15 protein-coding genes and 1 tRNA gene are annotated in these 12,717 nt (G+C 57.3%); 5 read left to right on the top strand and 11 right to left on the bottom strand.

Translation table 11 applies throughout. The annotated features are described in order from the left end of the window. Positions 1-37 precede the first annotated feature (37 nt). The 4 genes from ACR0JX_RS03180 to ACR0JX_RS03165 all read right to left on the bottom strand — a co-directional run bounded on the left by ACR0JX_RS03180 (position 38) and on the right by ACR0JX_RS03165 (position 3,828). Positions 38-1,006: a TAXI family TRAP transporter solute-binding subunit gene (locus ACR0JX_RS03180; RefSeq protein WP_480541320.1), complete on the bottom strand. Its 969-nt coding sequence runs from the start codon at positions 1,004-1,006 to the stop codon at positions 38-40. A gap of 320 nt (positions 1,007-1,326) precedes the next feature. Then, entirely contained in the window at positions 1,327-2,538 is a 1,212-nt protein-coding gene (locus tag ACR0JX_RS03175) for a glycosyltransferase family 2 protein (protein ID WP_480541749.1), read from the bottom strand. 338 nt (positions 2,539-2,876) lie between these two features. Beyond that, positions 2,877-3,584 (bottom strand): class I SAM-dependent methyltransferase, encoded by a 708-nt coding sequence (locus ACR0JX_RS03170; RefSeq protein WP_480541318.1) that lies wholly within the window; start codon positions 3,582-3,584, stop codon positions 2,877-2,879. A gap of 158 nt (positions 3,585-3,742) precedes the next feature. Then, positions 3,743-3,828: transfer RNA gene (locus tag ACR0JX_RS03165), tRNA-Leu, on the bottom strand. Positions 3,829-3,973: 145 nt separating this feature from the next. On the opposite strand from ACR0JX_RS03165, the gene ACR0JX_RS03160 reads away from it, so the two are divergent. After that, entirely contained in the window at positions 3,974-4,552 is a 579-nt protein-coding gene (locus ACR0JX_RS03160) for a YqaA family protein (protein ID WP_170532969.1), read from the top strand. After that, on the top strand, positions 4,549-5,016 hold the full coding sequence (locus ACR0JX_RS03155; RefSeq protein ID WP_480541316.1) for a disulfide bond formation protein B: 468 nt from the start codon (positions 4,549-4,551) through the stop codon (positions 5,014-5,016). The genes ACR0JX_RS03160 and ACR0JX_RS03155 overlap by 4 nt, the downstream gene beginning before the upstream one ends. Here the strand turns inward: ACR0JX_RS03155 and ACR0JX_RS03150 are convergent. After that, positions 5,013-5,600: an HNH endonuclease gene (locus ACR0JX_RS03150; protein WP_353007716.1), complete on the bottom strand. Its 588-nt coding sequence runs from the start codon at positions 5,598-5,600 to the stop codon at positions 5,013-5,015. The genes ACR0JX_RS03155 and ACR0JX_RS03150 overlap by 4 nt on opposite strands. A gap of 212 nt (positions 5,601-5,812) precedes the next feature. Here ACR0JX_RS03150 and ACR0JX_RS03145 point away from each other — a divergent pair, with 212 nt between their 5' ends. Both ACR0JX_RS03145 and ACR0JX_RS03140 read left to right on the top strand, forming a co-directional pair. Next, entirely contained in the window at positions 5,813-6,418 is a 606-nt protein-coding gene (locus tag ACR0JX_RS03145) for an rRNA large subunit pseudouridine synthase E (RefSeq protein WP_480541314.1), read from the top strand. Positions 6,419-6,450: 32 nt separating this feature from the next. Next, complete coding sequence (locus ACR0JX_RS03140) at positions 6,451-6,876, top strand: VOC family protein (RefSeq protein WP_480541313.1); 426 nt, start codon at positions 6,451-6,453, stop codon at positions 6,874-6,876. Between the two features lie 6 nt (positions 6,877-6,882). On the opposite strand, the gene ACR0JX_RS03135 is transcribed toward ACR0JX_RS03140, so the two are convergent. Genes ACR0JX_RS03135 through ACR0JX_RS03120 form a run of 4 tightly spaced genes read right to left on the bottom strand, consistent with a single transcriptional unit; the run spans position 6,883 to position 8,979 of the window. After that, positions 6,883-7,188 carry a putative quinol monooxygenase gene (locus ACR0JX_RS03135; protein WP_480541312.1) on the bottom strand — a complete coding sequence of 102 codons (306 nt, stop codon included), beginning with the start codon at positions 7,186-7,188 and terminating at the stop codon, positions 6,883-6,885. Then, positions 7,185-7,682 carry an N-acetyltransferase family protein gene (locus ACR0JX_RS03130; RefSeq protein WP_480541310.1) on the bottom strand — a complete coding sequence of 166 codons (498 nt, stop codon included), beginning with the start codon at positions 7,680-7,682 and terminating at the stop codon, positions 7,185-7,187. Before ACR0JX_RS03130 ends, ACR0JX_RS03135 begins: the two co-directional genes overlap by 4 nt. Before the next feature lie 2 nt (positions 7,683-7,684). Further along, on the bottom strand, positions 7,685-8,350 hold the full coding sequence (locus ACR0JX_RS03125; protein ID WP_480541308.1) for an alpha/beta hydrolase: 666 nt from the start codon (positions 8,348-8,350) through the stop codon (positions 7,685-7,687). Next, positions 8,347-8,979, bottom strand: coding sequence for a DNA-3-methyladenine glycosylase family protein (locus ACR0JX_RS03120; RefSeq protein ID WP_480541306.1), 633 nt, complete (start codon positions 8,977-8,979; stop codon positions 8,347-8,349). Before ACR0JX_RS03120 ends, ACR0JX_RS03125 begins: the two co-directional genes overlap by 4 nt. A 97-nt stretch (positions 8,980-9,076) precedes the next feature. Here ACR0JX_RS03120 and ACR0JX_RS03115 point away from each other — a divergent pair, with 97 nt between their 5' ends. Further along, positions 9,077-10,303, top strand: coding sequence for an MFS transporter (locus tag ACR0JX_RS03115; RefSeq protein ID WP_480541304.1), 1,227 nt, complete (start codon positions 9,077-9,079; stop codon positions 10,301-10,303). On the opposite strand, the gene ACR0JX_RS03110 is transcribed toward ACR0JX_RS03115, so the two are convergent. Together ACR0JX_RS03110 and cimA are read right to left on the bottom strand one after the other, a co-directional pair. Then, the gene (locus ACR0JX_RS03110; RefSeq protein ID WP_480541302.1) at positions 10,304-11,086 is read right to left on the bottom strand and encodes a squalene/phytoene synthase family protein; all 783 of its coding nucleotides are present in this window, start codon (positions 11,084-11,086) and stop codon (positions 10,304-10,306) included. Continuing rightward, positions 11,083-12,717, bottom strand: coding sequence for a citramalate synthase (cimA, locus tag ACR0JX_RS03105; RefSeq protein WP_480541300.1), 1,635 nt, complete (start codon positions 12,715-12,717; stop codon positions 11,083-11,085). Before cimA ends, ACR0JX_RS03110 begins: the two co-directional genes overlap by 4 nt.

Here is a 12,717-nt window from a genome sequence, read left to right as displayed (position 1 = left end):
TGCAGGGCGCCCGTAGGCGCCCTGCTTTAGGTCTGGCTTACTGAATCCAGCCTTTTTCTTTGTAGTACTTCTCGGCGCCCGGATGTAGCGGAGCCGACAGGCCGTCCGCGATCATCTCTTCGGGCTTGAGGTTCGCAAATGCCGGGTGAAGCTTTTTGAAGTCATCGAAGTTTTCGAAGACCGAGCTGACAACCGCATAAACCGCGTCATCCGACACATCCGCCGAGGTCACGAAAGTCGCGCCCACACCGAAGGTTGCTGTGTCGCCGTCCGAACCACGGTACATGCCACCAGGAATTGTCGCAGTCCGGTAGAACGAGTTGTCGTCGACCAGCTTGCTTACCGCGTCACCGCTGACGTTCACCAGAACCGAGTCGCAAGCTGTGGTCGCTTCCTGGATCGAGCCCGAGGGGTGACCCACGGTGTAAACCATCGCGTCGATCTGGTTGTCGCACAGAGCCGCCGACTGTTCGGCCGCCTTCAGCTCGGTCGCCAGTTCGAAATCGTCGGTGGTCCAGCCCATTTCACCCAGCAGAACCTCCATGGTACCGCGCTGACCGGAACCGGGGTTGCCGATGTTAACGCGCTTGCCCTTCAGGTCTTCGAAGTTGGTGATGCCGGAATCGGCACGCGCCACAACGGTGAACGGCTCGGGATGAACCGAGAAGACGGCGCGCAGGTTCTCGAAAGGACCGGCCTCTTCGAATTTCGAGCTGCCGTTATAGGCGTGGTACTGCCAGTCAGACTGCGCCACACCAAACTCCAACTCGCCTTCGCGGATGGTGTTGATGTTGTAAACGGAACCGCCGGTCGATTCGACCGAGCAGCGCACGCCATGTTCCTTGCGGCCTTTGTTCACCAGACGGCAGATCGCGCCACCGGTCGGATAGTAAACGCCAGTCACGCCGCCGGTGCCGATTGTGATGAATTCTTCGGCATAAGCCGCAGGTGCCATCATTGCAGCGGTCACAAACGCGCCGAGGCTAAGCTTGCTGCTGTTTTTCATGTAAAAAACTCCCATTTTTTTAGTGTGGGCGGTAAAAGCCAAAAACCCTGCAATAGCGAGGGAGCGCGCTGGTATCTTAGAACCGGCTGCCCTGCAATTGCTGCTACTTCTGAATTTTTCCAATGTCTCCCAACATCTTCGAGGTTTCATTCAGATACAATGAATGTCAAGGCCAGCCCCTCGTTGATCGCGCCAAAGCAGCATATCTGAGGCTGTTTTTTGAACTTTCCCCGTTGAGCCATCAAAGACGAAGCAGGCTGCCCGCTTATACGGACAGCCTTGTGAAACTGTTGGTCAGCATTCTCCTAAGATCGGAAACGTCAGTTGGAATCGGTGCTTTGTTCCCGAGTTGGAATCTCAATAATCCCGAACAAGAAGGCGGCAAAGGCGGTTTGTACCGAAACGGCCATAAGGCTGAAACCGGCTACAGTCAGGCGTGTTGGCAGCGGGTTTTCGATGTTCCCAAACCCCAGGCGCGCCCATTGGCCGAACGCCACACCGAACAGGATGACACCAAACAGGAACAACCAAAACGCAAATAGGGCGATATTGTCGGTTGTGGCCCAGCTTCGAAGAATCCGACTGGGCTCTCCCACTGGCAGCAATCCGCTCCGGGTGGCCATCATCCGCGCTAAGGCGCCAAAGGTCAGTAGCTGGGTTCCAAGGATCGTGATCACACAGGCGGCGATAAAGGTGTTTGTGCCCAACTCAACCGAGCCTGCAACCTGAACAGGACCGAACATCAGGATCAGGGCGGCCAGCCCGCCCAAAACGCTGAAAAACAGCCCCGGATAGACAAACAGCCAGCGTGGATTGTGCATAAGCAAAAACTTGAGGTGGCGCCACCCATCCCGCCAAGTACGCAGATGCGGCGGGCGGCTTCGACCATCGGGCCGCAGGGTGGTCGGCACCTCAGCAATTTTCAGACGCGACATCGCGGATCGCGTCACCATTTCGGAGGCAAATTCCATACCGGAAGTGTGCAGTTGAAGATCCCGGATCGAGTCACGCCGAAATCCGCGCAAGCCGCAGTGGAAATCACCAATATTGATGTTGAACAAAAGCCGGCCAATGAAGCTGAGCACCGGGTTACCCAGATATCTGTGCAGAAATGGCATCGCACCATCCGAGATACCACCTTTGAACCGGTTGCCCATGACCAGATCGTTTCCGGCCCGCAGCGCTTCGACAAAGGGATCCAGGCTAGAGAAATCATAGCTGTCATCTGCATCGCCCATGATCACATAGGTGCCCAAGGCTGCATCGATCCCGCCCGACAGCGCCGCGCCGTATCCCTTTTGCGGGACATTCACAACACGCGCACCCAGAGCCTGAGCCATTTCAATCGAACCATCGGTGCTGCCATTGTCGGCAATCAGCACCTCGCCTTTAATCTGCGCACGTTCAATAAAATCCTGCGCTTTCTTAATACAAATCTCGATTGTTTCCGCCTCGTTCAGACAAGGCATCAAAATCGTAAGTTCAAGCGCGTCAGTCTGGCCGACGGGCTTGGCGGTTTCCGAGTTTCCCACCAATGGAACGTACCTTTCAAATCAATACACTAACCAATATTCCACGCACGGATCAGATTTGTAAGTGAACCATATCCTACATCTGCCGGTGTTTGCGTGAATGTTGGCAACAAAGCCACCACAAAACCGGCATTAGTTCCCAGAATCATAAAAACGCACAATTCAATCCGCGCAGCGAACTTAGGTGGTTTTTAGATTCAGGTACAGCTTTGTGAAGTCGAAACCTGTCCAGACTAATACCCAACAGATAACAAATCTGTGGCAAGGGTTATCAGCGATCACATGTGATGCCTACACAGTTTTCGTCCGCTGTCACTGTACCATTGGATCGACGGAACCTAGTTTGCTTTCTTGGTTATCGCTACCTGACCATTCAGAACCGGAATCGCCTTGTTTAGGTTTGTGAAAAAGCACCCAAAATACAGCAGGCTTTCGATTTCTTCTTCCTTCTCTGAAATAAACTGTGTCACAGCTTTGGTAACACCAGGGTGATCTGAGTTTGCATAGTCATCAAACATCATAAGCCCATCTGGTTTCAGCAAAGGCCAGCAAATGCGCGCATCTGTCAAACAAGCTTCAAACCTGTGATCTCCATCGATGAAAATCGCGTCATAGGTTGGTTTATGTTCGTGACGTTTTACAAAATCAAGAGACGTCGAACGGTCTAGAGTATAGCCGAGCTTTCCAAAAAGTTGAGATGTGTTTTCATAGATGGATTGAGCGCCCTGTTTGTTGCTCCAATATGCGCCAGTATACGGATCGGAATCGTCACCCAGATACGGGTCAACACCCGTGAATGACGCAACATTTGTTTTGCTTGTCGAAATATGTGACGCCCAGCCCCCCTTAAAAACCCCGATCTCGAGCATGTTTATGGGATTGTTAGAAAACTTCTTTTCAAAAATCTTCAACCAAATCGGTATCCTTTCAGATACATGTACAGAAACGATGTTCTCGGTCCATTTTGGTTTGAAGGTTGACGGATCTGGATACTCCCAAATACAGCCGTCAGGAACGCCATCAATCAAAAACTTGCTCTGCATCATACCTCCTAGACGCGCGAAACGACCCCGCATGGACTCTGCAAGAACCGTCATAAAAGGCAAGACCCAAAAATGGAGCTGAGGAAGTTTGAACGTTGGCTCCAGAAAGCTGCCGCAATAAAACCAAGAGAGATAAGAAACTCTTCAAGGACTTGAGATTGTGGTGCCCAAGGAGAGACTCGAACTCTCACGCCCGTGAAGGCGGGGGATTTTGAATCCCCTGCGTCTACCATTCCGCCACTTGGGCCACGGACACTGGATTAGCGCCCCCGCGCGGGAAGGTCCAGAGGCAAAAATCAACCAGCTTTCGGTTTGTTTGACCGCCAGCAGTTGACGGGTCCGTGGGTGCATGATTTGGCTTGCATGGGCAAAGACCGGGATTTGAGTAGACTATGTTGCGATCGCTTTACGACTGGACCATTCGACTGGCCGAGCACCCCCATGCCCTTTGGGCGCTGGCGATTGTAGCGTTCATCGAAAGCTCATTTTTCCCGATCCCGCCGGATGTGCTGATGATCCCGATGATTCTGGCACGCCCTTCGCGCGCTTGGCTTATCGCGGGTGTTGCGCTGGTTGCGTCGGTGCTGGGCGGTTTGTTGGGTTATGCGATCGGAGCATTCGCCTATGAAAGCATTGGCCAACCCATTCTGGAATCGATGGGCAAGGCCCACGCGATGGAAGAGTTCAACACCCGCTTCAACGATTTCGGCTTCTGGGCTGTGCTGGCGGCGGGGGTGACGCCCTTCCCTTACAAGGTCATCACCATTATGTCGGGCTGGACGGGCATGCCGCTTGGCACCTTCATAGCGACGTCGATTCTGGCGCGTGCGCTTAGGTTCTTTCTTGTGGCAGGCCTTCTTTGGAAATTTGGCGAACCAATCCGCGATTTCATTGAAAAGCGCCTGGGCCTGATGTTCACATTGTTCATCATTCTACTGTTCGGCGGCTTTCTAGCGGTGCGATACCTATGACACAGCGCAGTATTCTGATTGGTCTCGCCGCCGGCGGTTCGGCAGCATTGCTGTTAGGGGCCTGGGGTTTCCAATATCTCGGCGGGCTCGCACCCTGCCAAATGTGTGTTTGGCAACGCTTTCCACATGGGGCCGCATTTGTCATCGGGCTGATCGCACTGATGCTGCCCTTTGTCCGCCTGCTGCCATTGGCGGGCGCACTTGCAGCGCTGACGAGCGCAGGCATTGGCCTGTTTCACGCGGGTGTCGAACAAGGCTGGTGGGAAGGCCCAACCAGTTGTACGTCCGGCAGCATTGGCGGCTTGTCGGCGGAAGAACTGATGAACCAGATCATGTCCGCCCCGCTGGTGCGATGCGACGATATCCCGTGGCAAATGCTGGGCTTGTCTCTGGCTGGCTGGAATGCCGTTATGTCTTTGGGTTTAACGTTGATCTGGATCGCGGCCTGGCGGTCCAAAACCTAGAACTCATCCAGTTCTGCATCCCAGTACAGGAAGTCGATCCAGCTGTCGTGCAGGTGGTTTGGCGGGAATTTGCGGCCAATGTTGCGCAAAGCCTCCGCATCGGGCTGGCGCGGGGGCTTGCGCAGGGACATCCCCGCCTGACGCAGGGATTTGGACCCTTTCCTCAAGTTGCAAGGGCTGCACGCCGCCACCACGTTCTGCCAGCTTGTCACCCCGCCTGCTGCGCGCGGAACCACATGGTCAAAGGTCAGATTGTCCCGGCTGCCGCAGTACTGACAGCGAAATTCATCCCTCAGAAACAAATTAAAGCGCGTGAAGGCCACGCGCTTTCTGGGTTTTACATAGTCCTTCAAAACAACGACCGAAGGTATTCGGATCTCGGTACTCGGGCTTCGGACGACTTCGTCATATTCGGCCACGATGTCCACCCTGTCCAGCCAGGCGGCTTTGATCGCCTCTTGCCAGGGCCACAGCGACAGCGGGTAGTAAGACAAGGGGCGGTAATCGGCATTCAAAACCAAGGCCGGGTGATGCTTGAGCGTCCCCGGCTCTCTTACAAATTCGGTCCTGAAGTCTCCGTCCATCACAGAATCGCTCCTCGCTCTCAGCTGCCCGTTTGTGACACCAGAGCGGAGAGCACCCGCCCCGGTCTTAAGATAACTATATATCGTGGTAAATCTCTGACAAGCCCTGAGTTTCCACAATATGTCGCTGATTGGGTAAGCCGAATCCGTAACAGGCGCATGACAGTTATCCACAGGTTGCGCACAGCGTGTTTTGCAGGCTATGGCGGGGCATGTCCTGGTTCATTCGATTCAATAAACCCTTTGATGTTCTGCCGCAGTTCACCGACCGCGCGAATGCAGACTCGCCGCGCAGCACCCTGTCGGACTTTATCGACCTTCCCGGCGTCTACCCTGCAGGACGGCTGGATCGGGACAGCGAAGGGCTAATGTTGTTAACCGATTATGGGAGACTGCAGGCACAGATATCGGATCCCAAGCACAAGATGGCCAAAACCTATTGGGTTCAGGTTGAAGGTGAACCTGACGCGGGCGCAATGAACGCGCTGAGGGACGGTGTTGAGCTGAAGGATGGCCTGACACGCCCCGCCAAAGTACGTCAGATGGATGAGCCAGAGGGCCTCTGGCCCCGTACCCCTCCGATCCGCGAGCGCAAGACCGTTCCCGACAGCTGGATCGAGCTGACGATCCGCGAAGGCAAGAACCGGCAGGTGCGCCGGATGACGGCCGCTGTCGGCCTGCCGACCTTACGCCTGATCCGCTATCGCGTCGGCGACTGGACTTTGGACGATCTTGAGCCCGGCCAATGGAACAGCCTACCCCTGCCCAACCTGAATGCCGCCCCGCAACGTAAACGAGACAGACGCGCACGGCGGTGACACAGCCCGCTTCTTTCTGCTAGAATACGGCCATGAAACTTACGCCAGACATCCCTGCCCCGTCAGGCATTCTGGAGGCTGCGCTATATGTCGATGATCTGGGCGCGGCAGAACAGTTTTATGGTGAAATACTGGGGCTGGAGCGCATTCAGCGGATCAAAGACCGGCACGTGTTTTATCGTGTTGGCGGGTCCGTTCTATTACTGTTCAACCCGGATCAAACCGAACAACCGCCCTTAAACCCCAACCTGCCCGTACCGCCTCATGGTGCGCGTGGTGCGGGGCATGTCTGCCTGGTGCTGACCCGCGATGAAATCGCAGCCATGCGCAAACACCTTCTGGATTGGAATGTCCCGATCGATGCCGAGTTCGACTGGCCCAGCGGCGCGCTGTCACTCTACATCCGCGACCCCGCAGGCAATTCGGTCGAGTTTGCCGAGGGCCATTTGTGGGGCTGATCCAGATCAGCCGAGCGGCTGCTTCTCACCGCCGACAACTTTGTAAATCTCGCTGGAAATCAGACCAACCTCGGCCAAAGTTGCGCGAAAAACGGCCATATGAGGCGTTGCAAAATGCGCCTCAAGCGCGGCTTGATCCTGCCATTCCTCGTAAACGCGAAACCGGGTTTTGTGGCCCAGCACCTGACTGAATTCATAGACCAGACAGCCGGTCTCTTTTGCGGTTTCTGCAACCATGTGCTGCGCGGCCTCACGGGTCCGTTCGACCCCGGCCTCATTCACTTCCACAACGCCCGTGACAACCAGCATCATCTATCCTCCGTCAGATCATAGCGTTTCGATATGCGATTGACCGGAGTGCCGTCCCGCAGCGGAACGCCGTATGCAACCGAGTAGTCGCGGAAACCCATTTTTTCATAATAGCTTAAGCCAAGAAGGTTGTCCGCTCGGATCGTGGCATTGATCGCGGCAAATCCCAATGCACCTGCCGTTTTGACAGTCTCGGCAAACAGGGCCCGGCCTGCGCCCCGCAGCACCGGGTTTCGGCGGGTGAACGTGGCGACATCGGCGCAATTCTCGGGCAAGGCCTGATGCGTGCCAAGCCATTGAAACCCCGCGACCTCGCCTTGATGATCCAGTGCGACATGGCAACAGACCTTGTCGGCCCCGTTCAGATAGCTCTGCGCAAACAGCGCGTCCGAGAACGGGATTTCGAATGCAGTCGTACCACCCGCCGCGATGATATCATTAAGAATAAGCCGAGCCTCGGCCACATCCTCTGGCATCATCGGGCGGACGGCAATCATCGCTAAAAGCTCAGCTTGTCACGCATGAAGGCCAGTGCCACGCTTAGCCCGTCCGGTGCGATACCGTGGCCGGTCCCCTTCATCACATGCGCGTAGACTTCTTTGAAATCAGCCGCTTGAAGGGCTTCTGCTGCCTCGGGCAGCGATTGCGGCGGAACCACATCATCCGCGTCGCCATGAACCAGCAGGATCGGCATCCGGCTGACGGTTTCATCGGGCAGCAGATCGGGTTCCAGCAACCGACCAGAGAACGCAACGATCCCGGCTACCGGGTCTTCGCGCCGCGGGGCAACGTGCAGGCTCATCATGGTGCCCTGAGAGAAACCGAACAGAACGACCTGCTCGGGCAGGACATCTTCATCCACCATTAGTGCGTCGAGGAAGGCGTTGAAGTCGTCGCTCGCCATCTCCATGCCGCGGCGCGCTTCTTCCTCGGACGAGCCGTCAATCCAAGGGATCGGAAACCATTGAAAGCCATTTGGCATTCCGGGGATCTGTTCCGGTGCATCGGGCGCGACGAACAGCGTATCGGGCAGGTGTTCACCCAGCGGATCAGCAAGACCCAGCAGATCGGCCCCGTTGGCGCCATAGCCGTGTACGAACACCACGACCGAGCGTGTGTCGCCTGAAACCGGCTCTTTCCGGAGCGCGTTCAAAACCCGTGTCATCTGATCCCTTCTCTTTTCTTAGCCACCCGGTAATAGGCCCACAAAACCCGCGCCGCAACCGAGCGCCAGGGCGACCAGGCTTTGGCCATTTGGCGCAGTTCCTTATCGGTCGGTCGTTTGGGTAAATCGTATAGAACCCGTGCGGCCTCCTGCAGGGCCAGATCACCCGGAGCGATGACGTCCGCGCGACCAAGCGAGAACATCGCGTAAATCTCAGCGGTCCAGACACCGATGCCCGGAACTTGGATCAATGTCGTGATAACATCCGCATCAGGAGCGTCGCGTAACGCTTTGTAATCAATACGCGCCTCAGCCAACGCCCGCGCATATCGAACCTTCTGACGGCTCAGACCTACAGCCCGCAGATCGTCATCGGTGGCCCACATGATCTTGCGCGGCCCGGTCAGCTTTGCATCCTGCATGCGCTTCCAGATCGCATTGGCCGAGGCCACGCTGACTTGCTGGCTGACAATCGCGCTGAGCAGTTGGGCGAATCCATCGGGCTTGCGCCGCAGGGGCAAAGGGCCGGTCTGCTCCATCGCATGGGCCATGCGCGGGCAGGTGTTGGCCAGCCACTCGGCCCCTTCCGTCACGCAATCGGGCGTTTCAATGATGCGACCTACGGACATGCGCTCTCTGCCTTGTGATACGGGTTGCACGTTAGGGAGATCAGCCTCAGATGCAAGCCGCTTGTGCCCCGGCGCGTTCACCGATACGCATTGGTCCATGACACTGACGACAGCCACCCCGGACGACTCGCAAGCCAAACGCAACGTAGCGGTTTTGGTCGCTGCGCAATCGATCTTGGGCGCGCAAATGCCGATGATCTTTATCGTCGGTGGATTGGCCGGCCAGTCCCTGGCCAGCAACCCCTGCCTAGCGACCCTGCCAATCTCGCTGATCGTTCTGGGATCGATGCTGGCCGCCACGCCTGTCTCGGCCATCATGCAACGTTGGGGGCGCCGGACCGGCTTCCTTGTCGGGGCAACAGCCGGGGCCTTGGGCGGCCTTATCGGAGCCTATGGCCTTTATCTGGGGTCCTTCCCGATCTTCCTGCTCGGCAGCCTGCTGACCGGTATCTACATGAGCGCGCATGGGTTTTACCGTTTTGCCGCAGCGGATACCGCATCAGATGAGTTCCGCCCCAAGGCGATTTCCTATGTGATGGCAGGCGGTTTGGCCGCTGCGATCATCGGACCACAAATCGTCAAACTGACGTCAGAGTCATATGTGATCCCGTTCCTCGGCACATACGTGGCAGTGATCGCGCTGAACGTGATTGGATCGGCGCTGTTCTTCTTTCTCGACATCCCCACCCCGCCGAAACCGACCGAAGATGCGCCCAAGGGCCGCTCGCGGTTAGAGTTGTTGAAAACCCCGCGCATTGCTGTTGCGATCATCTGTGCGATGGTTTCCTACGCGTTGATGAACCTTGTGATGACCTCGACCCCACTGGCGGTTGTGGGCTGCGGCTTCTCGGCCAATGACGCGGCGGATGTGGTCACCTATCACGTGCTGGCCATGTATGTTCCCAGCTTTTTCACGGGTCACCTGATCGCGCGCTTTGGGGTGGAAAAAATCGTGGCTCTTGGCCTTGCGATCCTGGCCGGTGCCGGAGTTGTCGCCTTGCAGGGTGTCGAGTTGGAGAACTTCTTCATCGCTCTGATCCTGCTGGGGATCGGCTGGAACTTTGGCTTTATCGGTGCGACCAGCATGCTGGCCGCGTCGCACGAAGTGCATGAGCGTGGCCGGATGCAGGGCCTGAACGACCTGTTGGTATTCGGCGGTGTGACCGTTGCTTCGCTGGCATCGGGCGGATTGATGAACTGTTCCGGAGGGTCACCGGTTGAAGGCTGGACAGCCGTCAATCTCGCCATGATCCCGCTGTTGACCCTGGCTGGTGGCGCATTGCTGTGGCTTGTCCTCAGACCTGCCGATGCGAAACCGGCCTAATCACCAGCGACCAGTCGCAGCAGTCCACATCAATGACAACCGCCGCCGCACCTCGCTCTGCGCCAAGTCACCTACCGCAACCCGGTCGGGCTGTGCGCTCACCCGTTTCAAAATCCATTCTGCCTGCCATCCGAGATAAAGCGCCGGACGCGCCGCATCTGACACTCCAGACCGGTTGGATCGCGCCCGCGCCAGTCGCGTCAACGCCGTCTCTGCCAGAACCCTCACGCCTTCGGGTCTGCCGTCGAGCAATGGAATACGCCCACGCGCCTCAAGTTCTGGGATCGCGCGGAACCAATTCGCCACGCCCATGCCATAGCCGAAATCGCGCAACACATCCTCATCTGCCGCCCCAAGGGACTGAGCTGCGGCCACCAGCAGCGAGCCGGAACTGTGATTGATATAGGCGTCAAAATGTTCCTGATCCTCAAAAGGATCGCGATAGATGTCCCACCGTCGCACCGCCACATATTCATCAAGCATCCTGGCCAAATGAGGCGACAGAACCTGCGACAGAGGCGTTACAACCTCGTGCCGCCGCACGGTGGGCCCTTGCGAGATCTCCTGCAGGGCATCGCGCCACCATTGCAGGCGCATTTCGGCAATCATCGGCTCTTGCGTCACCCAAGGGGCGCGCGCGACCTCGACATTCAGTGCATAGATCGAAAACAAAACCGCCCGCGCCGCAACCGGAGCAGCCATTGCCGCCAGAAACCGATCGGGATCGGCCTTGTGCACCAAAGCGGCACAGGCTTTGACATCCTCGTCAAATGCAGCCGTCACTCTGCCGCTGCCTGCTGAGGGTCACAATCGCGCACCAGTTTCCATTGAATCGCCTCCAGCAGCGCCTCGAAGGAGGCGTCAACTATGTTCGCGCTGACCCCAACTGTAGACCAACGCCGCCCCTGCCCGTCTTCGCTGTCGATGATGACGCGTGTCACCGCCTCGGTCCCGCCTTGAGTGATCCGCACCTTGAAGTCGACCAGCCGCATATCCTCCAGTACCTGTGAATACTGCCCCAGATCCTTGGCCAGCGCCTTGGCCAGAGCGTTCACTGGTCCCCGGTCACTGCCTTGCTCGTCGTGGGATTCACTGACCGATAGTTTCTTTTCCCCGTCGACCTTCACGACAACCACCGCCTCGGATAGGCTGACCATCTTATTGTACTTGTTCTTGCGCCGCTCAACGGTGACCTTATAGCGCTTAACCTCGAAGAATTCAGGCAGTTGGCCAAGCTCATCCCGCGCCAAAAGTTCGAAACTGGCCTGCGCGGTGTCATACGAATACCCCTCAGCCTCACGCTGTTTGATCCGCTCAAGAATGCGCCCCAAAGCCGGGTCTCCGTTTTCCACGGACAGCCCGGCCTCGGTCAGGCGATTGCGCAGGTTTGACTGCCCAGCCTGATTTGACATCGGAATGATCCGCGCGTTACCCACCGTTGCCGGATCGACATGTTCGTAGGTCGAGGGATCCTTGAGAATCGCGCTGGCGTGCAGTCCTGCCTTATGCGCAAAGGCCGAGGCTCCCACATAGGCCGACTGCTTGCTAGGCACCCGGTTCAGGATATCGTCCAGCATCCGACTGATCCGCGTTAGACCGGCCAGCGCCTCAGGGCTGACGCCGATCTCGAACTGCGAGGCATAGGGCTCCTTCAGCAACAAGGTCGGGATCAGAGCCGTCAGGTTCGCATTGCCACACCGCTCTCCTAGCCCATTCAAGGTCCCTTGAATTTGCCGCGCCCCCGCATCGACAGCGGCCAAAGAACAGGCCACCGCATTCTCGGTATCGTTGTGGGTGTGAATACCCAATCGATCCCCGGGCAGACCAGCTGCGATCAGCTCTGATACGATGCGTCCGACCTCGGCGGGCAAGGCACCACCATTGGTATCGCACAGCACAACCCAGCGCGCGCCAGCCTCTAGCGCCGCCTGGCAAACCTCAGTCGCATAGGCCGGATTATCTTTGTACCCGTCGAAGAAATGTTCTGCATCGAACAGAGCTTCACGCCCCTGCGCCACCAGATGTGCAACCGAGGCGTGGACGTTCTCGACATTCTCCTCCAGCGAAATGCCAAGCGCGTGGGTCACGTGATAATCATGCGATTTGCCGACCAGACAGACCGCCTGCGTGCCCGCATTCATCACCGCTGCCAGAACGTCGTCATTTTCTGCCGACCGGCCCGAACGCTTGGTCATCCCAAACGCCGTCAAACGGGCAAACGTCTTCGGAGCGACTTCAAAAAACGCGCTGTCGGTCGGGTTCGCCCCCGGCCAGCCGCCCTCGATGTAGTCGACACCCAACTCATCCAACGCCTGCGCGATCTGCACCTTCTCAGCAGTCGAGAATTGCACCCCTTGCGTCTGCTGCCCGTCGCGCAGGGTTGTGTCATACAGATAGAGGCGGGTTTTGGTCAT

This window comes from Ruegeria sp. AH7, assembly GCF_056541325.1.
The sequence above is the reverse complement of the archived record's forward strand: the minus strand, read 5'-3'. Positions and strand labels throughout refer to the sequence as shown.